The sequence below is a fragment of the Siansivirga zeaxanthinifaciens CC-SAMT-1 genome (assembly GCF_000941055.1).
GTDB lineage: Bacteria > Bacteroidota > Bacteroidia > Flavobacteriales > Flavobacteriaceae > Siansivirga > Siansivirga zeaxanthinifaciens.
Genome location: NZ_CP007202.1, coordinates 816,937 through 842,020, shown reverse-complemented (window position 1 = coordinate 842,020; position 25,084 = coordinate 816,937). Strand labels below are relative to the sequence as shown.

Genomic DNA, 25,084 nt, shown 5'->3' with positions numbered 1-25,084 from the left:
ATACTTAACGATATTCCCATTTTTGCCATTGCTAATATTTTGATTAATATAATTATTTTATAAAGACCAACTTCTAAATTAAATAAAACTATGAAAAACAATTTTCTAAGAATAGTACTTTTCTTGTTTACACTAAGTGCTGTCTCTCAATCGAACAACGTTCAAGTTGTTAGTAATGATGATGGTATGAAATTAGTTGTAAATGGAAAAGATTTTATAATTAACGGTATGAATTGGGATTACATCCCTATTGGTACAAATACTGTTAACGCCGATTTTTGGAACAAGTCTGACGATATTATTAAAGCAGGTCTTGACACCGAAATGTCTCTGTTAAAGAACATGAATGTTAACGTAATACGTCAGTATACAGGTGTTCCAGCAAGATGGATTAAATATATCTATGAAAACTATGGTATTTATACGATGCTTAATCACTCTTTCGGACGTTATGGGTTAACTTTAGATGGAGTATGGACACCCATTACTCATTATTCTGATCCTAAAACACAAGCACATCTTCTTTCAGAAGTTGATAAACTAGTTAAAGAATACAAAAACACTCCAGGGTTATTACTGTATTTACTTGGTAATGAAAACAATTACGGGCTTTTTTGGCAAGGTGCAGAAACAGAAGATTTTCCAGACGATGAACAAGAAAAAAAGTTTATTGGAGAATCACGCGGAAGGCCCATGTATAAGCTTATGAATGATGCGGCAAAAAAAATGAAGGAGCTAGATACATCGCATCCAGTTGCTATATGTAATGGAGATGTTCTGTTTATAGATATAGTTGCAGAAGAATGTAAAGATGTTGATATATATGGTGTTAATGCCTATCGTGGTGCATCATTCACCGATTTGTTCGATATTGTAAAACAAAAGCTTAACAAACCTATTATGCTAACCGAGTTCGGTGCAGATGCTTTTAATGCTATAGATAATAAGGAAGATCAAAAAGCCCAGGCCTATTATATGGTAGAAAACTGGAAAGAAATTTATCAAAATGCAGCCGGTTTAGGCAAAAACGAAAATTCTATTGGTGGTTTTACATTTCAGTTTAGCGATGGCTGGTGGAAATTTGGTTTCGATGACAGAGAGAATGCAGATATACATGATACTAATGCGTCTTGGGCTAATGGAGGATATGCTATAGATTTAGCACCAGGTGAGAATAATATGAATGAAGAGTGGTTTGGTATCTGTGCCAAAGGACCAACAAGTTCTAGAGGACTCTACGATTTATATCCACGAGCTGCTTATTATGCTCTAAAAGAAGCACATCAATTAAACCCTTACACAGAAGGTGTAACTTTAGAGTTTGTTAATAACCATTTCAAAAACATTCAATTGATGGATGCGGTTTTAAAAGCTAGAGGTGATAAAGCAGCTTTAAAAGCAGATGGCTCAGACAAAATAAAACTTAGTAATTTCAGAGCAGAATTTACAACATTTAACACAGGTGGAAGCTTAATAACAACTCCAAAAAACGAAAATGAGGATATAGAATCTTTTCCTAATAAGCTAGGTTTCGATCATATGCAGTCTTATTATATTGGTGTAGAAGCAAATCCAGCTTCCAATATGCGAGCAGAAGTTAACTTTAATGTTCTTGGTAACGTAGCACAAAACCCTATTGATGAGATTTTTTACGAAAATGTTGGACGTCCAATAACTGTTACTAATGCAAACGGTGAAGATATTGTTATTACCGATAATAATCGCGTGCGTGTTTACAATGCAGAATTTGAGTGGCAAACAAAAACGGCAGACGTAAGAGGTTTTTATAGAACAGGGCATTACCACTGGGGATACGAGGGAGATTTCTTTGGCTTGTATCCAGAAGCTAATTATGGTCCTAATTTAGACATTTATAATGGTGAGATATTGGGAATGGAGATTGACGGAAAAGGTGCTTTAAAAGGGCTTAAGGCTGCTTTTGGCCCGCAATTATGGTGGGGAGCAAATCCAACTGTGCTTTTAAAGTATCAAACTAATTTTAGCCGCTGGGATATTACAGGTATTTACCACAGAGATTTAGATACTGGCTTAGAATTCGATTTAAACGGACAAAGGGTTCTTGATCCTAATCAGGTTCGAAGTGGTGTTATACCACCGTGGCCTACAGAACGCGCTACCATAGTTTTAGAAAGAAAATTTGGACCTTTAGGTATTGCTTTAGGCGGTATTTGGGGAGGTAGTCCATTAAACGGAAGTACCTATCAAGATATTACTGGTGAACCAGGAAATTATGTAGTTTATCAAGATAAAATAAACTCAGACGATAACTGGGGTGCAAAAGCTAAATTAACGTTTCAAAAAGGAAGATTTAATTGGTATGGGCAAGCCGCTTATATGGGCTTAGTTGCCAATGGTGGTGCTGATGCGACAAGAACATTTACGGGTTGGAAATTGAAAGATTCTGGAAGCGGCAATCAAACAAATATACTTTCTGGTTTTACGTATACCATAGGTAATTTGCAAATAGCACCAAACTTTCTTTGGCAGAAACCGTTAGTGGCTCCAATGCCCAATGATGTAAATGCACCAGGAAGATTAAGAAACTTTATCGACGATCCGTTTGCTGTAAGAGGTAACAGAGAGACTACGGCTGGAGAATTACTTTTAACCTTCGATCCAACTCCAGGATCTTGGTTTTACGATTGGGACAGCGACCGTTCAGAAGATGCTAAAATAGCGTTAAACTTAGGTTTTGTATATCGTCACCATCCAACAGCTCAAGATGCAGCGATAGGATTTTTAGCAAATCGTAGCTTTTTTGCTTTTGCACAATCGGCACCTGCACAAAACTTATGGGAGGTAAGTTCTCGTGTTGTATCTAAAGTACATAGAGATTTAGGAATTATTGGAAATTTTTACGGAGGTAACGCTCAGGCTAATGGCGATAGTGATAGAACGATAGAACGTTTTGGAGGAGATCTTAGAATGATCTACAAAAAATGGAAAATTGAATACGGTTTCAAAGTTAATGATTGGGGACCTTTCGATTACCACCGCGATTTTAACTTAACCTTCCCAGTTCAAAATATGATTGATATTTCTACATCAATAGGGAAACCAGACTGGTATATTCTTCCAGATACTAAAATTGGTATTCGTGGCACATGGAGATCTTTAGATGCAAATTCACCTAGGTATTCACCTAGCGCTATTCCAGCAAATACATATCCTGCATTACCTACATTAAGTCCCGTAGGATTCGGTAATGGAAGTGAATGGGAGATTAGAACCTATGTACACATAAATATTGGTAAATAAAAAAAGACTAAAATGAAAAATACAAAATTTACATATACAAAAATGATTTTCCTGTTAGGTTTCATTTTTACAATTTTAGTAAGTTGTGAAAGAGAACTATCAGATGAAGCAGTATTTGCGACGTTTTCAACAAATCCTGAGGTGTTTACAGATTCACCAGTAGGATTAGGTTCAGATTTCTATTTTCCATTTGCTGGTTCAAAAGCAACAGCTTGGACAGTAGATGAAACAGAAGGCTATAACAGTAACGCATCTATGCGTTTCGATATACCTAACGCAGATGACCCAGAAGGGAATTACGCAGGCGCCATATTTAGGGTAGATGGTGCTGGAAGAAATTTAACAAGATATGATGCTTTAACGTTTTGGGCAAAGGCCTCACAAGGAGTTTCTATAGGCGAAATGGGATTTGGTCAAGACTTTGGTCAGAATAAATACCAAGTAACAAGAACAAATATAAATTTATCTACAAATTGGGTTAAATATGTTATTCCATTACCAGACCCTTCAAAACTAATTGAAGAAAGAGGAATGTTTTGGTATTCTGCTGGAACACAAAACACAGGGGGTTTTGGTTATACGTTTTGGATTGACGATTTAAAGTTTGAAAAATTAGGAACCATTGCACAGCCAATGCCATCTATTTCAAATGGCGAAGATAAAGTAGAAACCCAGTTCACGGGAAATTTAGTTAGTATGGCTAATTACGGATTAACACAAACGTTTAATTTAGAATCTGGATTAAATCAGAAAATTACCGTTGCTCCCGCCTATTTTTCTTTTAAATCATCTGATATTAGAGTGGCTAGTGTTAGCGAATTAGGAATAATAGCCTTTGCAGGTACTGGTACTTCTAAAATAACAGCCACTTTGGGTGGTGTTGAAGCAACCGGATCTTTAACGGTTAATGTTCCAGGAACGTTTCCTGTTGCCCCAGCTCCTACTCTAGACGAAAGTAACGTAATTTCAATATTTAGCGATAAATATACAAACGTACCCGTAAATTACTATAATGGTTATTGGGCTCCATACCAAACCACCAAAGGCGAACAAACCAATATAGATGGACAGAATGTATTAAATTATACCGAATTTAATTTTGTTGGTACTCAGCTAACAACTCCACTAGATATTTCACAGATGACACATTTTAGTGTGGATATCATGATGTTAGAATTACCCACCGATATTGACCTGCTACTCACATTTAAGAATGAAAATTCTAATGCTACTACTTTTCAACAAAATCGCATTGGTCAAAGTTATCAACTAGACCCAAGAGCTCCAGTTGTTTTTAACGATACCGATTTTAAAGCTGGAGTATGGGCAACTATAAAAATTCCTATTAGACCAACTTTAGAAACTTCATTAGATAAGACAGGAGTTAATTTAATCATTATTGAAAACATTAAATCTTCTAATGTTAAAACTATTTATTTAGATAATATGTATTTCTATAGTGAGTAAAACTACCAATAGAGCGTAATATTTAATACTATGAATTTAAAAAATATAACAAGAATGGAAACAAAAATCTTTGTGCAGCATAATTTACTATATAAATCAAGAAACATAAAATCTAGTGTTTTTAATCTTGTAATATTAATTTTATTTACTGCCTTTATGAGTTGTGAAACAAATGAAACACAAACCGTTGCTAAGTTCACAGAATTAGTAATGGCCGATGAGTTTGATGTTGAAGGCGCACCTAATCCAGATATTTGGGGATATAACATTGGTACAGGAGAAAATGGCTGGGGTAATAATGAGCTTCAGTATTATACAGATCGCGCAGATAATGTATCAGTGCAAAATGGCGTGTTAATAATTACAGCAAAAGAGGAGCAATTTAATGGTTCTGCTTATACCTCGGCAAGACTATTAACAAAAGGTAAATTTGAGCAAACTTACGGTCGTTTTGAAGCACGTATACGTTTGCCTTACGGACAAGGAATTTGGCCTGCATTTTGGTTGCTTGGAGACGACGCTAACGGAACACAGATTTGGCCAGAAATAGGAGAGATAGATATTATGGAATATGTTGGTAATGAACCTACTAGGGTTTTCGGAACGGTTCATGGACCGGGTTATTCCGGTGGTCAATCCATAAGTAAATCCTACAATTTAGAAAACGATAGGTTTGATACAGGTTTTCATATTTTCGGAATAGAATGGGGACCAGATTATATTAACTTCTATGTAGACGATAAACTTTACAATCAAATAACACCAAAGGATGTCCCAGGAGAATGGGTATTTAATAATGGTCCTTTCTATATCATTTTAAATCTTGCCGTTGGCGGCGCTTTACCAGGATCTCCAAATGCAGAAACGGTTTTTCCACAAAATATGCTTGTAGATTACGTTAGAGTATATAAAAGAAGCAACAACTAAACTAATAATAAGACAATGAAAACATTAATTAGAACATTTAAACAGCTATCAATTTTAATCTTAGCCATAACCTTTTTAGGTTGCGAAGACGACGAGGTAAATTTACCAAAAGTTGTTGCTGGTTTTACTCATACAATAAATACTGATAATAGTGTAGTAACATTTATAAATATCTCTGAGAATGCAACCAATTATAGTTGGGATTTAGGAGATGGAACTACTTCTACGCTTATTAATCCTGTAAAATACTATTCAGCGGGCGAATACAAAGTTGTGTTAACAGCAACTAATGTGGCAGGGGCATCAGATACTTTTGAGGATATAATAGTAATTTCAGATGCAGGAGCACCAATAATCACCTTACTTGGCGATACAACAATGAATATTATGCTTGGGCAGGCATTTACAGAACCAGGAGTAACAGCTACAGATGATGTTGATGGCGATCTTACTGCTAATATTGTTGTTGGTGGCGATACTGTAGATACAAACACAGCCGGAACCTACATTATTACCTATAACGTTAGTGATGCAGCCGGAAATGCAGCGACACAAAGAACAAGAACCGTTATAGTCGCTGCAGATATTGTAGCACCAGTAATCACATTAACAGGTAATGCTACTATAAATGTTTTACTAGGAGGTACATTTACAGACCCAGGAGCAACGGCTTCAGATGATGTTGATGGAGATATTACTGCTAATATAGTTGTTGGAGGAGATACTGTAAATGTAAACACAGCAGGCACTTATACCATTACTTATAATGTAACTGATGCCTCAGGTAATGCAGCAACAGAAGTTATTAGAACGGTTGTAGTTTCCGATCCTAATGCATGTATTGCAGAAACTACAGAATCATACAATGCGGCCAATTTAAACATGACGTTTTTAACAAATCCAAGTGCCAATTTTATTTCAGATGGCGCTGGTTTCTCATGGGTAGATAACCCCGACACCGATAACAATGTAAATAAGTCGTGTAAAGTTGGTAAAGTTGTAAAAAGCGGTCAGTTTAATTGGGATAACAATCAATATGATTTAGATGCAAAATTAGATTTTAATAGTCATACAGGATTAAAAATTAAAGTTTGGTCTGCAAGAGCAAATACAGAAGTTAGACTTAAATTAGAAGAAATAGGAAATGCCGGAAATAATGTCGAGAAATTTTTAACAACCTCTATTACAAGTGGTTGGGAAGAATTAACCTTTCCTTTTGCAGCTTCAGATAGCAATAAGTTTAATAAAATTGTTATTTTCTTTGACTTAAATGCTAAAAATACTGATACATATTATTTTGATGATTTAATGCTTTATGGCGATGGTGCTAGTGCCGGTGGCGGAGGAACTGGTGGCGGAGGAACTGGTGGTACCGTAACAGGATTAGCCTCTAACTCAGATTTTGAAACAGGAACAGACTCTGGATGGATTCGCTTCCAAAATGGAGGTTTAGCTGTACTAGATAATACCAGAAATAATGGGGGTTCTTGGTCTGGAAGACTAGAAACTAACGGTGCTAGTAATCCTGCATTTAAGCAAGAAGCTATTGGTGTAGGTGCCGTAGCTGCTGGCGATAAAATTACCATTGCGTTCGATCATATTGGATCCATGGGTGGAGAAGGCGGCGTATTTAACGTGCTTCTATTTGGTGAAGGTGCAAATGGCGCTTCTTTTACACATGTATTTAATCCAACACCAGCATTAACCGATGCTTGGTCAAGATTTTCTGGATCGTTTACAATACCGGCTGGAACAGATGTTTCTGGAGGTATAAGTTTCTTAATTGAAACGGTTTGTGGTGGTGCGGCTGGTTGCACTGTTACTGCTAACATAGATAACGTCTCTGTAACAGTTAATTAAAAGGCTATATAATACATGCGTTTGCATGACTAAAAGTGACTAATTTCAAAAAGGTTAGTCGGTATTAACGATTAACCTTTTTGACTAATTAAAATAAAGAGATTTAATATAAATACAAAAGCCTTTTCCTTAAAAAAGCTAATGATAAGGTTTTTAAATATAAATGCGTAAAGTTTAAACGTAAATGAATAATACAATTAAAGTCAATACCGGATTAACAGATAATGTACATGGAGAAATAGTAACGTTTGAAAACGAAACATACTATAAAATATCTAACAGCGATGCCATGCGTCCGTTTTTTATGAGCATTGTTAGCGATTCCAATCACTGGATGTTTATATCCAGTAATGGCGGATTAACAGCTGGTAGAAAAAATTCTGAATCGGCACTTTTTCCTTATTATACAGACGATAAAATAACAGAATCGGCAGATATAACAGGAAGTAAATCTATTTTTCAAGTACATTTAAATGGAAAAATTCAGGTTTGGGAACCTTTTTCTATTCGCCAATTAGGTAAGTATAAAACCCATCAAAATCTTTATAAAAACAACTACGGAAATAAAATAGTTTTTGAAGAAGTTAACGAAGATTTGGGTTTAACGTTTAGATACCAGTGGAATTCTAGTAACGAGTTTGGGTTTGTAAAAAAGTCGAAACTTATAAACAATACAGATTCTAAACTAAAAGTAACCCTTCTTGATGGTTTACAAAATATTGTGCCCTATGGTGTTGGCTCCGATTTGCAAAACCGCGTTAGCAACTTGGTTGATGCTTACAAAAAAAGCGAATTACAACCAGATTCTGGTTTGGGAATTTACGCTTTAAGTGCCATTATTGTTGATAAAGCAGAGCCTAGTGAGGCCTTAAAAGCCAGTATTGTTTGGTCTTTAGGATTAAACAATCCTAAATATTTACTGTCTTCGTTGCAATTAAATAATTTTAGAAAGGGTTTAGAAATTCATCAGGAACAAGATATAAAAGCCGAAAAAGGCGCTTATTTTGTTAGTGAAACCATAAGCTTAAATGCTCAGGAAGCTAAAGCTTGGACTTTTGTTTGTAATGTAAATCAATCTGTTACTCAAACCGAAGCTATTGCTTATCGAATTAAAAATGACAGTAATTTAGAGGTTGAAGTTCAAAAGGATATAGACCAAGGTACTAAAAACTTGATAGCACTTACGTCTGCTTCAGATGGATTACAACTTACGGCCGATGACTTATTCAATACCCGTCATTTTGCAAATACACTATTCAATATTATGCGTGGTGGTATCTTTGATGACAATTATAACATCGAAAAACAAGACTTTCTTAAATACATCGAAAAGGCAAACAAACAAGTTTTCAAAAGTAAATCAGGATTATTAAACAAGCTACCCGATGTATTTACTCATAAAGACATAAAGGCCATTTCAAACAGCGATAACGATTCAGATTTTAAACGCTTAAGCTTAGAATATTTACCACTAAAATTTAGTAGAAGACATGGCGACCCGAGCAGGCCTTGGAACAAGTTTTCAATAAACACAAAAAGTGAAATAGACGGTTCTAAAATACTCGATTACGAGGGCAACTGGCGCGATATTTTTCAAAATTGGGAAGCCTTAGCACATGCCTATCCCGAATTTATTGAGAGCATGATTCATAAGTTTTTAAACGCCACAACCTTTGATGGTTACAATCCCTATAGGGTTACTAAAGATGGTTTCGATTGGGAAATTATTGAAGAAAACGACCCGTGGTCTTACATTGGGTATTGGGGAGATCATCAAATTATTTACCTGCTTAAATTCTTAGAGTTTATTGAAGGTCATTATCCGGGCGCTCTCGAAAACTTATTTAACAAAGCCATTTTTGTATATGCTAACGTGCCTTATAAAATTAAAAGTTATAAAGAGATTTTAGTAAACCCAAAAGACACCATTGATTTTGACTATGCCTTAGACCATAAAATAAACGAAAGAAAACAAGTACTTGGGGCCGATGGTTCTCTGCTACTAGATCAAAACAACAGCATTTACAAGGTTAATTTAATAGAAAAACTGTTAGCAACCGTACTTGCTAAAGTTTCCAATTTTATTCCTGAGGCTGGTATTTGGTTAAACACACAAAGACCCGAATGGAACGATGCCAATAATGCCCTTGTTGGTAATGGAGTTTCTATGGTAACTTTATGTTATTTGGAGCGTTTTCTATCCTTTTTCAAAAGCGTTGTTTCAAAATCAAATATCGATTCGGTTAAAATATCTTCAGAATTACATATCTTTTTTACAAAAACACTTCAAACGCTTGAGGTTAATAAAAACATACTATCCTCTAAAATATCTAATAGCGACCGGAAAACGGTTTTAGATGGTTTGGGGCAAGCAGCCAGCGATTACAGATTATCTGTTTACCAAAACGGTTTTAAAGGAGACAAAGAACCATTACAAAAAGCCGCTTTACAGGAGTTTTTAACCATTACAAAAAGTTATTTACAACAAACAATTAAAGCCAATAAGCGCGAAGATAATTTATACCATGCTTATAATTTAATGACTGTTGAAAATGATAAAGAAGTCTCAATTTCGTATCTACCTGAAATGCTCGAAGGGCAGGTTGCTGTTTTAAGTTCCGGGTTTTTAGTTCCAAAAGAAGCTTTAAAATTATTAGATGGATTGAAACAAAGCGCCTTGTTTAGAGACGATCAATACAGCTATATTTTATACCCAGATAAAGAATTAGCACGTTTCGATAAAAAGAATAATATTCCAAAAGAACAGGTTGCTAAATCGGAGTTACTACAAAAATTAGTTGCCGATGGTAATACACAAATTATCGAGAAAGATGTTTTAGGCAATTTTCATTTTAATGGCAATTTTAATAATGCTAATAGCTTAAAAGAGGCGTTAAATAAGCTTCCAGAAACCTATAAAACATTAGCCGAAAAAGACACGAAATTAACCTTAAACATTTTTGAAGATATATTTAACCACAAAGCTTTTACAGGGCGTTCGGGCACTTTTTTTGGTTACGAAGGTTTAGGCTCTATTTATTGGCACATGGTTTCAAAGCTTTTGTTGGCTGTACAGGAAAACTGTTTGTTAGCTATTAACACTAAAGAAAGCGATGAGGTTATAGGTAAATTACTAGAACATTATTACGAAATACAAGCCGGTATAGGGGTTCATAAATCGCCAAAATTATATGGCGCGTTCCCAACCGATCCGTATTCGCATACACCAGCAACAAAAGGCGCACAACAACCCGGTATGACGGGTCAGGTTAAAGAAGACATTCTATGTAGAATTGGTGAATTAGGGGTGTTTGTAAAACAAGGTAAGGTATATTTTAATCCTTCATTATTACGCAAAAGCGAACTCATTAATACGCCTAAAACGTTTAAATATACCAATTTACACAACGAAGAAACACAAATAGAATTAGAGGTTAATACCTTGTGCTTTACCTATTGTCAAATTCCAATAGTTTATAAATTATCAGAAAAAGAAGGTGTTGAGGTTTTTTATAATAACCAGACAACTAATCATATAGAAGGCTTGTTGCTGGATGAACATACATCAAAAGACATTTTCGAAAGAACAGGCCATATTCAAAAAATTATAGTTTCAGTAAATCAATTAAGAGGGTAAAGTCATGAAACACATTCAAAAAATTTTATTAGCCATGTCTATTATAATTTTTGTGTTTGGATGTGGAAATAATTCAAAAAAAGAAAAGATTACAGTGGGTAAGGAAAAGCACAAAACAGCAGCCGATATTTTAGGAAATCCAGACTATTTAGCAATTTCTTATGGAGGGTATCGTAAAAAGTCCAGAGATTCTCAACCGAGTATTTCTCAATTAAAAGAGGATATGAAAATCCTGTCGGCCATGGGCATTAAAATTTTACGAACATACAATGTTCAATTACCGCATGCACCAAATGTTTTAAAAGCTATTAGCGAATTAAAAAAGGAAGATTCCAGTTTTGAAATGTATGTCATGTTAGGCGCTTGGATAGATTGTGAAAATGCCTGGACCGGTTTAGAACCCAACCATGAAGCAGAAAGCGACCAGAATGCAGGTGAAATTGATAGAGCTGTTGCTTTAGCAAAAGCGTATCCAGACATAGTTAAAATATTAGCCGTTGGTAACGAAGCCATGGTGCATTGGGCAACCAGCTATTTTGTAAGACCAAATGTTATTTTAAAATGGGTAAATCATTTACAAAATTTAAAGCGTACCGGTGTTTTACCCAACGATTTATGGATAACCAGTTCCGATGATTTTTCATCATGGGGCGGCGGTGATCCAGCCTATCATACCGACGATTTAGAAAAACTAATCAAGGCAGTAGATTATATTTCCATGCATACTTACCCAATGCATAACTCACACTATAATCCTGCCTTTTGGTTAGTTCCAGAAAACGAAACCCATATGTCTAAGCAAGAAAAACTCGAAGCCTCTATGCAACGGGCTTTAAAATTTGCCACAAAGCAATACGACAGTGTATCTAATTACGTAAAGCGTTTGGGTGTTAAAAAGCCTATACATATTGGGGAAACAGGCTGGGCAACGGTTTGTAATTCGTTGTACGGTGCTAATGGCTCTAGAGCAACCGACGAATATAAATCGGGTAGATATTATGATTTGATTAGAGCTTGGTCTAACAACAATAAAGTGTCTTGTTTTTATTTTGAAGCCTTCGACGAGCAATGGAAAGATGCCCAAAATGAATTGGGTTCCGAAAATCATTTCGGACTTATAAACTTAAAAGGCGAAGCAAAATATGCCCTTTGGGATTTAGTTGATGAAGGTGTTTTTAAAGGATTAACCAGAGACGGACAACCCATTACAAAAACATTTAATGGGAATAAAGAAGCATTAATGGAAACGGTTTTGGTGCCACCAACGGCTTCAGAATTTAGTGTATCTCACTAAGAATATTTTTTATGAAATCAATCAAAACATATGTGTATTATCTTTTAGTAATTGCTGTTATGGGTTGTAGTGAAACAAAAAAACAAATGGATTTTGAGGTTTTTGAAACCTCAGCCAACGGAAATAAGCTTAGTAAAATCTCAACATTCGAAATTTTAAAGGTTTCAGCTACCATTACGTTGTTACCAGAACAAACCTATCAAACCATAACGGGCTTTGGAGGCGCTTTTACGGAGGCTTCAGCATATTTACTTAACAAGTTAAGCAAAGCTAATAGAGACACCATTTTAAAGGCTTATTTCGCCAAAGATGGTGCTCGGTATTCGCTAACCAGAACACATATGAATTCTTGTGATTTTTCACTAAGCCAATATTCGTATTCTCCTGTTGAAGACGATGTGAATTTGGAACATTTTACGATTGAAGCAGATAAAGACGACCTTATTCCCATGATTAAAGATGCTATGGCGTTTTCAGAAGATGGCTTTAAAATTTTTGCATCACCATGGACCGCAGCTCCTTGGATGAAAGACAATAATCATTGGGTTGGCGGGAAATTGCTTCCTAAATATTATAACACGTGGGCTTTGTTTTTTTCAAAATATATCGATGCTTATAAATCAGAAGGTATTGATATCTGGGGTTTTACGGTTGAAAACGAACCACACGGCAACGGTAATAATTGGGAAAGTATGCATTTTACTCCTCAGGAAATGACCCATTTTGTTCAAAATTATTTAGGCCCAAAACTGGAAGCTGATGGTAAAGGCGATAAAATAATTTTGGGTTACGACCAGAATAGAGCGGGTTTAAAAGAATGGGTAGATGAAATGTATAAAGATGAAGCATCTTCTAAATATTTCGATGGAACCGCTATTCATTGGTATGAAAGTACCTATGATTTTTTTCCTGAAGCCTTACAATATGCACACAATAAAGCACCAAACAAATATTTAATTGAAACCGAAGGTTGCGTCGATTCTGAAGTTCCAAAATGGCAAGACGATGCCTGGTATTGGAAAAAAGAAGCAACCGATTGGGGTTGGGATTGGGCTTCGGAAGAAGAAAAATATTTACATCCTAAATACGCACCTGTTAACAGATATGCCAGAGATATAATTGGCTGTTTAAACAATTGGGTTGATGGTTGGGTGGATTGGAATATGGTTTTAGATAGGCAAGGTGGTCCCAACTGGTTTAAAAACTGGTGTGTTGCACCTGTAATTGTAGATCCAGACGCCGATGAAGTCTATTTTACACCGCTTTATTACACTATGGCACACTTTAGTAAGTATATAAGACCAGAAGCGAAAATTATAGGTTTAGAAAATTCTGATAAGGATCTTATGCTAACATCAGCCCTAAACACAGATGGTTCCATTGCTGTTGTAATTTTTAACGAAACAGAAAAACCTAAAAGTATTAACCTAATATTAAACGATAAAACCGTGGAGTTTTCAATAGACGCAAAAGCGATTCAAACTGTTGTAATTCCAAAAAACAAATAACAACCAATTAAACCAAAAAGATATGTCAAATATTAAAACAGCATTAAAAGATAAAGTTCCTTTCGGACAAAAAGCAGCCTTCGGTTCAGGGCATTTTGTTCTTAATTTGTTACCAGGCGTATTGGGTGTTTACCTTCAAGTATTTATTTTAACCGCATTTGGTATGGATCCTGTATGGGCAGGTCTTCTTGGTGGCTTACCTAGAATATTCGACGCCTTAACAGACCCAATTATGGGTTTCATATCAGACAATACTACATCAAAATGGGGTAGAAGAAGACCTTATATATTTGGTGGCGCTATTATTAGTGGCATACTTTTCATTTTAATGTGGCAACTTGATGAAAATGCATCACAAACCTTTAATTTTTGGTATGTAATGATTTTGCAAATTCTTTTCCTTGTTGGAAATACCATGTTTGCAACGCCTCTTGTTGGTTTAGGATACGAAATGACGTCCGATTATAATGAAAGAACTAGACTTATGAGTTTAGCTAACTCTATGGGTCAAATTGCGTGGATAATTGTGCCTTGGTTATATGTTATTATTCCAGATGTAAACACCTTCGATAACCCTGCTCAAGGTGTTAGAACCATGGCTGTAATTGTTGGTATTGTTTGTGTTATTTTTGGCGTTTTACCTGCTTTTTTCTGTAAAGGCATCGATGCTTCACACATGGGAAACCGACAAGTCATTAATTTTAAAACGTTGGCTTCTAATATGAAAGAATTATTTAAAGGGATAAAACAAGTCTCTAAAAATAAACCTTTTATGAAACTTTGTGGTGCCACTTTTTTAGTGTTCAACGGTTTTCAATTAGTAGCTGCTTTTTCTGTTTTTATTATTGTATTTTATATGAACCAAGGAAGTTGGGAACAAGCGGGTACTTGGCCGGCTTGGTTTAATACCCTTAATGCTATTTTAACCGCTTTTTTAGTCATTCCAATTATTTCTAAAATGGCTACAAAATGGGGAAAAAGAAATGCATTTTTAATTTCAACATTCTTATCTATTATAGGTTACATTCTTAAATGGTGGGGTTTCGATATTAAGCTTAATAACAGGTTCAATCAAACATCATTCGGGCAAAGTTTAAATAGTGGCGTTGCAGCAATTTTCGATTTTTTAAATCCGTATTTAGAAAGTGCAGGAATGTCTTGGTTTAGTATAGATGCCAGCAATGGTATACCATGGCTAATCTTTTTACCAATTCCTTTATTTGCTTTTGGTATGGGAGGTTTGTTTACATTAATGATGTCAATGACTGCTGATGTTTGTGATTTAGATGAGCTTGAAAATGGTATGCCACGTAAAGAAGGCACTTTTGGTGCTATTTATTGGTGGATGGTAAAGCTAGGTCAAGCCTTAGCCATTATATTGAGTGGCGTCATATTAAAAATTGTTGGATTTGACCAAAACGTGGCTATACAAGGCATAGAAACCATGACAAAGCTTAGAATTGCCGATATTGTTGTGCCAGCATTAACAGCAGCATTATCAATGTTTGTTATGTGGAATTATAGTTTAAATGAAGATAGAGCCAGAGAAATAAAAGAAGAATTAGTAGAACGTAGAGGCGAATTATAATATAAATAATAATAACAAATATGTCATATAGAGAAGATAAAATAAAGTCGTTAGCGGGTTTAAATCTTGACGAAAAAACACCCAAAGGGTTACATAATCTGTTCAAAAGAGTGCTTAAAGGAGGTATGCATGGGTTATGTTTTAGTCCTTATGAAGAAGGTCAAAAACCAGGTGATATCATTAGTGAAGAACAAATTAGACGACGTATGAAAATTATAAAACCATATACAGATTGGATACGTTCGTTTTCTTGTACAGACGGTAATGAGGCTATCCCTCGTATAGCCAAAGAGTTTGGTATAAAAACACTTGTAGGCGCTTGGTTAGGTGACGATCCTGAAATTAATAAAAAAGAAATTGCAGGACTTATTAAACTAGCTAAAGAGGGTTTTGTGGATATTGCGGCCGTTGGTAATGAAGTTATGTATCGAAAAGATTTAACCGAAGATGAGCTTTTGGCTTTTATGTATCATGTAAAAAAAGCTATTCCAGACATTCCAATGGGTTATGTAGATGCCTATTACGAATTTAGTCACAGACCTCGAATTACTGAAGCCTGTGATGTGGTTTTAGCAAACTGCTATCCGTATTGGGAAGGATGCAGTCAGGAATACGCGTTGGTTTATATGCGCGATATGTATAACCAAGCTAAAAATGCAGCAAATGGTAAAAAAGTAATTATAACCGAAACCGGTTGGCCATCGTTTGGCGAAGGGCTTCAAGATGCCATACCATCATTCGATAATGCATTAAAGTATTTTATAAACGCTCAAGTTTGGTCTAACGATGACGATATCGAAATGTTTTACTTTTCATCCTTTGATGAGTCATGGAAAGTTGGAGCAGAAGGTGATGTTGGTGCCTATTGGGGCTTATGGGATAAAGATGAAAAACTTAAATTTTAGAACCCACCATTTAGTTGTTTTACTCAATGCACGAATTATATCTTTTTGTGCTTTTTTATTATATAAGATATTGATATATAGTATATAACAAGATTTTCCTCATTTTAATTTTCCTTTAGCCTATTTCTAAATAATACGGATTTAATTATTAACGCATCAATCTTGTAATTCACCACAACATTACCACAACATTTGCAATATACTTTCCAAATATAGAATTTATAAATCAGAATTATAAAATGTTGAAACGACTTATAAATACAGGGTTTTGTTAATATATTAATAAAATAATCGCCTATTTTTTGTGATGTATGTTTTTTGTAGGGGCTATAAATGAATATTTAACACCTATTACCTTTTAAATTTGAGAAACAACTAAAACAAAGAATTTAATTAATATTAATTTAAAACTATTTATGATGAAAAAAATTACTTTATTTTTTATTTCACTATTAACATTTTGTTATGGCTATGCGCAAGATTTAGTTATGACGGTTTCTGTTCCTTCTGGAACAACATCTTGTAGGTTATCAGGAGCCTTTTGGGGTTGGGATCCAGCAGGAGGACCTGTTGGTGTTGATAATGGTAACGATACTTTTACTTTTACACTATCTCCAGCTCCAGGTGCTAACATGGAATACCTATATACCATCAACGGTTCTGGGGTCTATGAAGACCTTAAAGATAATGCTGCAAATTCCGAATGTACGGGTAGAATTAACTCCGGCAATATGGTTACAGACTATTCTAGCTATGCTAATCGAGTATGGAAAACTTCAGATTCATTGATATGGAATGAAATTTATGACGATTGTTCAGAGGCAACCATATCAAATGAGGTTAATTCAAATTATTGCTCTACTGAGATCTTTCATCTTGGTTTACCTGCTGAGGTTAATTCTGCTGTCAATTTAACAATTGAGAAGACGAGTGCTACCACTACTAAAATTACTGTTGCTGCATCAGATATAACTTTTTTAGATATTATAGGGACACCAATTGCTGGAGGTGCAGCTACCAAGTCAGCAAATGATACTTCAGTATCTGGCGAAATTAGTACCACGCTTACTTGGGCATCAACACCACCAACTGATGTAGTAATACAATTTATTCAGTGGAGAAAAACAAGTACAGGAGGAGCTACATGGCAGTTTAATAATGCAACTACTCCATTTGAAGGGGTTTGTGGTCCAGCAGCTCTACCAGAAGAAGACACTTCATTAAGTGATTTACAAATAGATAATGTTACCATATCAGGTTTTAGTTCGACTACAAAAGACTACACCGTTGAACTTCCAGATGCAAGTTCAATTCCTCAAGTAACATTAGTAACTCCAACAAATACAAACGCAACAGTTGGAACAATAACACAAGCATCTGCAGTTCCTGGTAGTGCTACATTTAATGTTACAGCTGAAAACAATGTTAACGTTGCTACATATACAATTAATTTTATTATACCAAGCCCACAAGTTGCAGCACCAACACCACCAGCTAGAAATGCTGCTGATGTGGTTTCTATTTATAGTGACGCTTATGCCGTTATACCAGCGATTAATCTTGACCAAGGATGGTGTGGTGCAAATGCTATAGCAGCAACTACTGCTGACGGAAATGCAGTTTTGGCTTACAAAAATCAAGCTTGTCAAGGAATTGATTTTGATGCTAATAGACAAGATTTAACAGGATTCACACATTTGCATGTTGATTTGTTTGTTAAAGCTGGCACTGATTTAGTAGGAAAGGTATTTAATATTAAAACAGTTCCTGGTACTGGTGCTGAGTCAGTATTCCCTATAGATCTTAATGCCCTTAATCCACAACCTGTTCCAGGCACATGGTATTCTTATGATATGCCAATAACTTTTTCAGGTCCTACTGCAGCAACTAGACAAGTTGGGATTACAAGTAACCTAAACAATGTTGTATGGTACGATAACTTATATTTTCATAAAAATACTACTTTGGCTATCAAAAACTTTGAAATAGCAGGTCTTAACGTATACCCTAACCCAGCACAAGATAGCTGGACAGTTAAAACACAAAACATTAAAATGTCTTCTATTGAAGTATTTGATATTCTAGGTAAAAATGTCATCTCTTTAAAACCTGAAACAACAGAAGCTACCATTAATGCTTCACAGCTAAAATCAGGATTATATTTTGCTAAAATCAATACTGCAAATGGTTCAAATAGCCTGAAATTAGTAAAACAATAAAAAGTCACAATACTCAGTAATATCTTATTAGAACTTTAAGGAGTGGCTTGTTTAACGCAAACAAGCCACTGCTTTTTTTATACCCTAAAACACTAAGAATTAAATCTTTTTATTCAGTAAAAACTCAACTATAATTCCTGCTATGAGGAGAAAATTAAATTTAAAAACACTTTTAGTAATAGCTTTTATTAGCTTAACATTAAACATAAATGCACAAGTTCCTGCAGGCAGTGGAAGTTATACCACAACCTATCCCGGAGCCGATAGTGCTGGTAGAAACTCGTTTCCGTCAGGTACACCACAATTAAGTGGAGCAGCAGTTGGAAAACCGGTTCCTACAAACGATTGGTGGTCTAAACTCGTAAAAGAAAATCACGCGGATAATTTATTTAATTATCCTATGACCATGAAAACGACCAACACGGGCTTGGTTGTCACTTATATTCCTTTTGGGGTTATTGGAGATTCTGCACCTATTCAAGTAGGGCTATCTGGATTGAATACTACAAAAACAACCGTTTCAGATTATTCAGACTGGACGGTTACCATGAATTGGAGTGATGCGTCACATAGTTTAAGTGCAACTTCAGGTATTGGTATGCCTTTTTTATACTTTGAAAAAGACAGCGATGATATTTTAGAAATAAAAGTTAATGGTGGAACAGCAACCATGTCTTCAGAATTATTAATTATTGAAAATGCCAGCGGTGTTGCAGACTTTGTTTTTTATGCACCAACAGGAAGCACCTGGACTCAAAACGGGTCTACTTATTCATCCACTCTAAATAATAAAACGTATTGGTCTATGGCCATGTTACCTCAAAGCACAAGTAACCTAGCAGCTGTAGCTAATGAATATAAAAAATATGCTTACGTGTTTCCAACAAATACAACAACTGCTTGGAATTACGATGAAAGCACCTCAAAAGTATTAACCACATTTACCGTTTCAACTCAAGCTAAAGAAGGCACTGAGACCAATGTATTATTGGGGTTGCTACCGCACCAATGGGCTAATTTAGCACTAGGTTCTCCTGCACCAGACAAATATAGCTATTCAGGAATAAGAGGTGAAATAAAAACTATGGATGGGAATACCTTTAGTGTAGAAAACACCTTTAAAGGAATTTTGCCTACCATGCCTTATTTGGCAAATTATAGCGCAGGATTTGATCCTTCTAAATTAGATGCTAAAATTTCACAAATTGAAAATGATGGGTTATCAACTTGGACAGATTCTTACAATGAAGGGCAAGTGATGAACCGATTGATTCAAACCGCAAGAATTGCAGATCAAATAGGTAATATTGTTGCCAGAGATAAAATGATTGCAACGGTTAAAGAGCGTTTAGAAGATTGGTTAACCTATCAATCAGGTGAAGTAGCCTTCTTGTTTTATTATAACAGTGCTTGGTCTGCTATGTTAGGATATCCTGCTGGTCATGGTCAGGATAGTAATATAAACGATCACCATTTTCATTGGGGTTATTTTATTCATGCAGCAGCCTTTATGGAACAGTTTGAACCAGGTTGGTCAGCACAATGGGGAGATATGATAAATTTATTGGTTAGAGACGCGGCTTCAGACAACAGAAACGATGCACTATTTCCGTTTTTAAGAAATTTTAGTCCGTATGCTGGTCATTGTTGGGCGAATGGTTTTGCAAGTTTTCCGCAAGGAAACGACCAAGAATCAACCTCAGAAAGTATGCAGTTTAATTCTTCGTTAATTCATTGGGGAACCATTACAGGAAACGATGCCATTCGCGATTTAGGAATTTATTTGTATACCACCGAACAAACCGCTGTTGAAGAGTATTGGTTTGATATGAATGAACGTAACTTTCAGCCATCACAACAATACAGTTTAGTGTCTAGAGTTTGGGGAAATTCTTATGACAATGGAACATTTTGGACAGGCGATATTACGGCATCTTATGGTATTGAGTTATACCCTATACATGGTGGTTCTCTCTATTTAGGGCAGAATAAAGCCTACGTTCAGAAAATATGGGATGAATTAAAAACTTACACTGAAATTCAGAGTACATCTAGCACCAACCCTAATTTATGGCATGATACCTTTTGGAAATATTTATCTTTTATTGATCCACAAGCGGCAATAGATATGTATGATGCATATCCAGATAGAATTTTAAAATTTGGAATTTCTGATGCACAAACCTATCATTGGTTACATGCTATGAATGCTTTGGGAACTTTAGAAGCAACATTAACTGCCAATTATCCTATTGCGGCTGCTTTTAATAATAATGGAGATATGACGTATGTGGCACATAATTATTCAAATTCGCCTATTACAGTAACTTTTTCAGATGGGTATACGTTAGACGTTCCAGCTAATCACATGGCAACAAGTAAAGATGCCAATGTGTCTGGTACGATGGCTTCAGATTTTAATCAAGCATTTCCAAACGGCAGTGTAAACCTTATTGTTACCACAGTAGATTCTGGTGTTACTAAAGTAGAATTTTATGATGGTACCACGTTGTTAGGTGAAGATACTACAGCGCCTTACCAATTTAAAGCGACTAACTTGGCCTTAGGAAAACATGGTATGTATGCTAAAGTTTTTGAAAGCAGTCAGTTTAACGTTACTAATATTGTAACAATTCAGGTAGGTGAGCAAGTGCCTTATTCGGGAACACCTATTGAAATTCCAGGCATTATAGAACCAGGAAATTATGATACGTTTGAAGGTGGCATTGGTCAAAATATATCCTACGTAGATGTTTCTCAGAATAACGAAGGCGATTTTAGAACAGACCAATATGTTGATGCAACCACGGATACCAACGAAGGAAATATTGTTGGTTGGATATCGGCTGGTGAATGGGTAGAATATACCATTGATGTGCAAACAGCTGGGAATTACGATGTGTTATTTAGATATGCATCTGGAAATTCTAATGGTGGCGGTCCATTTCATTTTGAAGTTGAAGGCAATACAATTAGTCCGGATATTTCTGTAACCGCAACAAGCACGTCGAATTGGACAACTTGGGCAACGGCAACGGCCAGTAATATCGAGCTAAACGAAGGTATTCAGGTTTTAAGACTATTTTTTACGAATGGTGAATTTAATTTAGGAAAGTTAACATTTACGTATAATAGTCCGTTAGCATATAATCCGCCGGTTGCTAACGCCGGAAGCAATGTGGTTGTGGTATTACCAGAAACAACGGGCAGTTTAGATGGCTCTTTAAGTACTGATGCAGATACCCCAACACTAAATTATACTTGGGAACAAATTTATGGTCCGTCTGTAATAAGTTTTTCAGATAATACAGCAGTACAACCAACCATTTCAAATTTAGAAGAAGGTATTTATAAGTGTAAACTTACGGTAAGTGATGGCTCGCACGAATCATCAAGTACGGTATTGGTGATTGTTTCGGCTACGGGAAATACCAATCCGGTAACCAATATTACGTCGCCTACTAACGATGCATCGTTCAAACAAAATACAGATATTTTAATAATGGCGTCGGCAAGCGATTTAGACGGAACGGTCTCTTTAGTTGAGTTTTTTGATGGCGCTACTAAAATTGGCGAAGATACTACGGCACCGTTTTCTTATTTATGGAGCGGCGCGAGTCTTGGAAATCATGAACTCACAACAAAAGCAACCGATAACGATGGCGCTACAAGTACCTCTCCCATTGTGAATATAATAGTACAGCAAACAAAGGTCTGTACTGAAACATCATCTGAAGCGCAACAAGGTTCGTTTTCAATAGGCTATAAAAGTACGTTTGAAACCATAGGAACCAATGTGATTGTAACCTTCGAATTATTAGATACCGATAAAACTGGGGTGGTTGCTTATTTATGGCAACAAACGCCTTTTGCCGAGTCTTCAATGGATCAGGTTTCTGGAAACATCTTTACCAAAACCTTAAGTGGATTAACAGCAGGAACAACAATCAATTATGCCTGTAAATTTGCTTATGCTGGCGGATTATCTGCTACAAAATACTTAAGTTATGTGGTAGATACAGATTGTAGCGGTTCGGGCGATGTACAGGCACCTGCTAGTTTTACCGCAACCTTGGGTGCTGTTACAGGGACTTCTGTGGAGTTACTTTTAAATGCAACAGACGATTCAGGATCTGTTATTTATGAAGTTACTTATGGCTCAAATAATACCTCTACAACAGGAATATCTGGAACTCAAAAATCATTTGTTATCGCTGCTTTAACACCAAATACGGACTACACATTTAGTGTTTCGGCAAGGGATTTAGCAGGAAATATGGCCGCTAACAATCCTATTACCATTAATACTACAACACTTTCAAGTTCAAATTCTAATTGCTCAGGGACGTCATCAGATGCACAACAGGGTTCTTTTTCAGTAGGCTATAACTATAGTTTTAGCACCTCTGGCACAGATGTAACCTTTACATTTGAATTACTAGACGATAAAACAGGAATTAACGCTTATTTATGGAAACAAACACCTTTTGGCGAAACACCAATGACGAATACCTCTGGGAAGATTTTTAAAGCGACCATTACCGGACAAACACCAGGAGCGACTATAAGTTATGCTTGTAAGTTTGCTTTTCCTAGTGGACTAGCGGTTACAAAATATTTCTCGTATGTCGTTGGCGATGCATGTGCTTTAAGCACCGATGATACGCTTTGGAAAGATGATTTTACGGTGTATCCGAATCCTACAGAAACAAATTGGACATTTAAAACAAAAAACATTAACATACAAACCATTGAAGTATTTGATGTTTTAGGAAAAAGAGTGCTTTCAATAAATCCTGATACTGATAAAGTAAGTGTTGAAGCAAAGTCTTTAAAATCGGGACTATACTTTGCAAAAGTTAAAACCGAAGCAGGTATAGATACCATAAAACTTGTAAAAAGATAAATTCATAAAAAGGACTAATTCAAATGCTTTTAAAGAGTATGGTATTTTTATCATACTCTTTTTTTGTAGCATTGCATAGGGTATAAATCTTTAAAGTTTAAAATATTTCTTTACTTTGTATTAAATTCCTCATAGAAGTTATGTTTGACGACATTTTATCTGCAATTCCTTTTGGAATAATTCTAGCTTTTACAATTGGTCCAGTTTTTTTTGTACTTCTTGAAACTAGTGCTACAAAAGGTTTTAAAAGCGCCTTAATATTTGATTGCGGCGTCATGATTGCCGATATTTTTTTTATTCTTGTGGCCTTTTTTAGTACCAATAAACTTTTAGATAAAATAAAAGACGACCCAAATTTTTTAATTTTTGGTGGAGTATTATTAGTTGTTTACGGTATTATTTCTTTTGTAAAGGCATCGAAATCTTTTAGGTCTATTGTAAAAGAATATCATAAAGTAGAAATTAAAAAAGGCTATGGTAAACTCTTTTTAAAAGGATTTTTACTAAACTTTATTAATATAGGTGTGTTGCTGGGTTGGGTTGCTTTTATTGTGTTAGCCAATTCTTTAACGACTTCAGAAAATGGCGTAGTCGTGTTTTTAAGTACCATTTTAATTGTTTATTTTTTAGTCGATTTAATTAAAATTGTTGTTGCTAAAAAGCTAAAAAACAAGCTAACACCCCGACGCATTTTTAAAACCAAAAAAATTATCTCTTTAGTGATATTGGGTTTTGGTGTATTACTTTTAATTCAAGGGTTTTTTCCTAAAGAAAAAGAACTTTTAAAAGAGAAACTCGAACAAATAAGCCCTATAAACTAAAAAAGCTTCCAGAATAAACTGAAAGCTTTTAGAGGCGTCAAGCGGATTCGAACCGCTGTAGAAGGTTTTGCAGACCTCTGCCTAGCCACTCGGCCATGACGCCAAATTTGTGGTGCAAATGTAAAAAAAAATAACACTTAACAATAGTTAAAATTACTTTTTACGCTTTTCTGTCATTTTTATGGTCACTTTTTCAACATCGCCACCTATGGGCGGGTTTAATTTGCTTACCCAAACCGTAGCCTTTTTAACCATAGCATCTTCGGTAAAAATTCTATTTAAAATGCGTTTTGCAACCGTTTCTAACAAATAAGAAGCCTGAGCCATTTCTTCTTTAATAATTCGGTTTAAAAACACATAATCTACTGTATCACTTAGTTTGTCGGTTTGTGCCGAGGTTTGTAAATCGGCTTTCACTTCTAAATCTACGCGATAATCGCTTCCTATTTTGGTTTCTTCTTTTAAGCAACCATGGTAAGCAAATACGCGTATGTTTTCAACTTTTATAATTCCCATGAATTTGTAGATAAATCAAAAATTTTAAAACAATGTACCTTTTGTTGTTGTATGTTATTCACTTTTTAAGCTGTTTTGGTACATTTTAAAACAAATGTACTTACTATTTTTCATTGTAAGAAGGTAGAATTTATATGTTTTAATTTATAAGTTCGCC

Annotated in this window: 13 protein-coding genes and 1 tRNA gene; 12 read left to right on the top strand and 2 right to left on the bottom strand. The window is 35.4% G+C overall.

Features of this window, described 5'->3' with window-relative positions; translation table 11 throughout:
• The first annotated feature begins 90 nt into the window (after positions 1-90).
• The 12 genes from AW14_RS03800 to AW14_RS03745 all read left to right on the top strand — a co-directional run bounded on the left by AW14_RS03800 (position 91) and on the right by AW14_RS03745 (position 24,411).
• Positions 91-3,279, top strand: a complete 3,189-nt coding sequence (locus AW14_RS03800) for a glycoside hydrolase family 2 TIM barrel-domain containing protein (protein WP_044637611.1) — start codon at positions 91-93, stop codon at positions 3,277-3,279.
• A gap of 12 nt (positions 3,280-3,291) precedes the next feature.
• The gene (locus AW14_RS03795) at positions 3,292-4,746 is read left to right on the top strand and encodes a hypothetical protein (RefSeq protein WP_044637610.1); all 1,455 of its coding nucleotides are present in this window, start codon (positions 3,292-3,294) and stop codon (positions 4,744-4,746) included.
• A 54-nt stretch (positions 4,747-4,800) separates the two neighbouring features.
• Positions 4,801-5,673, top strand: coding sequence for a glycoside hydrolase family 16 protein (locus AW14_RS03790; RefSeq protein WP_084708917.1), 873 nt, complete (start codon positions 4,801-4,803; stop codon positions 5,671-5,673).
• Between the two features lie 15 nt (positions 5,674-5,688).
• Entirely contained in the window at positions 5,689-7,533 is a 1,845-nt protein-coding gene (locus AW14_RS14400; protein WP_052647423.1) for an immunoglobulin-like domain-containing protein, read from the top strand.
• 184 nt (positions 7,534-7,717) lie between these two features.
• On the top strand, positions 7,718-11,170 hold the full coding sequence (locus AW14_RS03780) for a hypothetical protein (protein ID WP_044637609.1): 3,453 nt from the start codon (positions 7,718-7,720) through the stop codon (positions 11,168-11,170).
• A gap of 4 nt (positions 11,171-11,174) precedes the next feature.
• Positions 11,175-12,464, top strand: coding sequence for a glycoside hydrolase family 17 protein (locus AW14_RS03775; RefSeq protein WP_044637608.1), 1,290 nt, complete (start codon positions 11,175-11,177; stop codon positions 12,462-12,464).
• A gap of 11 nt (positions 12,465-12,475) precedes the next feature.
• Complete coding sequence (locus AW14_RS03770; RefSeq protein ID WP_044637607.1) at positions 12,476-13,972, top strand: glycoside hydrolase family 30 protein; 1,497 nt, start codon at positions 12,476-12,478, stop codon at positions 13,970-13,972.
• Between the two features lie 22 nt (positions 13,973-13,994).
• A complete protein-coding gene (locus tag AW14_RS03765) occupies positions 13,995-15,560 on the top strand; it encodes an MFS transporter (RefSeq protein ID WP_052647422.1) in 1,566 nt (521 codons plus the stop codon).
• A 20-nt stretch (positions 15,561-15,580) separates the two neighbouring features.
• A complete protein-coding gene (locus AW14_RS03760) occupies positions 15,581-16,465 on the top strand; it encodes a glycoside hydrolase family 17 protein (RefSeq protein ID WP_044637606.1) in 885 nt (294 codons plus the stop codon).
• Between the two features lie 416 nt (positions 16,466-16,881).
• On the top strand, positions 16,882-18,684 hold the full coding sequence (locus AW14_RS14395) for a T9SS type A sorting domain-containing protein (RefSeq protein WP_084708755.1): 1,803 nt from the start codon (positions 16,882-16,884) through the stop codon (positions 18,682-18,684).
• Between the two features lie 142 nt (positions 18,685-18,826).
• Positions 18,827-23,590, top strand: coding sequence for a glycosyl hydrolase (locus tag AW14_RS03750; protein WP_044637605.1), 4,764 nt, complete (start codon positions 18,827-18,829; stop codon positions 23,588-23,590).
• A gap of 140 nt (positions 23,591-23,730) precedes the next feature.
• The gene (locus tag AW14_RS03745) at positions 23,731-24,411 is read left to right on the top strand and encodes a LysE family translocator (RefSeq protein ID WP_044637604.1); all 681 of its coding nucleotides are present in this window, start codon (positions 23,731-23,733) and stop codon (positions 24,409-24,411) included.
• Between the two features lie 32 nt (positions 24,412-24,443).
• On the opposite strand, the gene AW14_RS03740 is transcribed toward AW14_RS03745, so the two are convergent.
• Positions 24,444-24,514: transfer RNA gene (locus tag AW14_RS03740), tRNA-Cys, on the bottom strand.
• Between the two features lie 50 nt (positions 24,515-24,564).
• Positions 24,565-24,927, bottom strand: a complete 363-nt coding sequence (folB, locus tag AW14_RS03735) for a dihydroneopterin aldolase (protein WP_044637603.1) — start codon at positions 24,925-24,927, stop codon at positions 24,565-24,567.
• Positions 24,928-25,084: the final 157 nt, after the last annotated feature.

Coding starts and splice junctions, on each gene's coding strand:
- AW14_RS03800 (WP_044637611.1), top strand. CDS start 91: ATGAAAAACAATTTTCTAAGAATAGTACTTTTCTTGTTTACACTAAGT.
- AW14_RS03795 (WP_044637610.1), top strand. CDS start 3,292: ATGAAAAATACAAAATTTACATATACAAAAATGATTTTCCTGTTAGGT.
- AW14_RS03790 (WP_084708917.1), top strand. CDS start 4,801: ATGGAAACAAAAATCTTTGTGCAGCATAATTTACTATATAAATCAAGA.
- AW14_RS14400 (WP_052647423.1), top strand. CDS start 5,689: ATGAAAACATTAATTAGAACATTTAAACAGCTATCAATTTTAATCTTA.
- AW14_RS03780 (WP_044637609.1), top strand. CDS start 7,718: ATGAATAATACAATTAAAGTCAATACCGGATTAACAGATAATGTACAT.
- AW14_RS03775 (WP_044637608.1), top strand. CDS start 11,175: ATGAAACACATTCAAAAAATTTTATTAGCCATGTCTATTATAATTTTT.
- AW14_RS03770 (WP_044637607.1), top strand. CDS start 12,476: ATGAAATCAATCAAAACATATGTGTATTATCTTTTAGTAATTGCTGTT.
- AW14_RS03765 (WP_052647422.1), top strand. CDS start 13,995: ATGTCAAATATTAAAACAGCATTAAAAGATAAAGTTCCTTTCGGACAA.
- AW14_RS03760 (WP_044637606.1), top strand. CDS start 15,581: ATGTCATATAGAGAAGATAAAATAAAGTCGTTAGCGGGTTTAAATCTT.
- AW14_RS14395 (WP_084708755.1), top strand. CDS start 16,882: ATGATGAAAAAAATTACTTTATTTTTTATTTCACTATTAACATTTTGT.
- AW14_RS03750 (WP_044637605.1), top strand. CDS start 18,827: ATGAGGAGAAAATTAAATTTAAAAACACTTTTAGTAATAGCTTTTATT.
- AW14_RS03745 (WP_044637604.1), top strand. CDS start 23,731: ATGTTTGACGACATTTTATCTGCAATTCCTTTTGGAATAATTCTAGCT.
- folB (WP_044637603.1), bottom strand. CDS start 24,927: ATGGGAATTATAAAAGTTGAAAACATACGCGTATTTGCTTACCATGGT.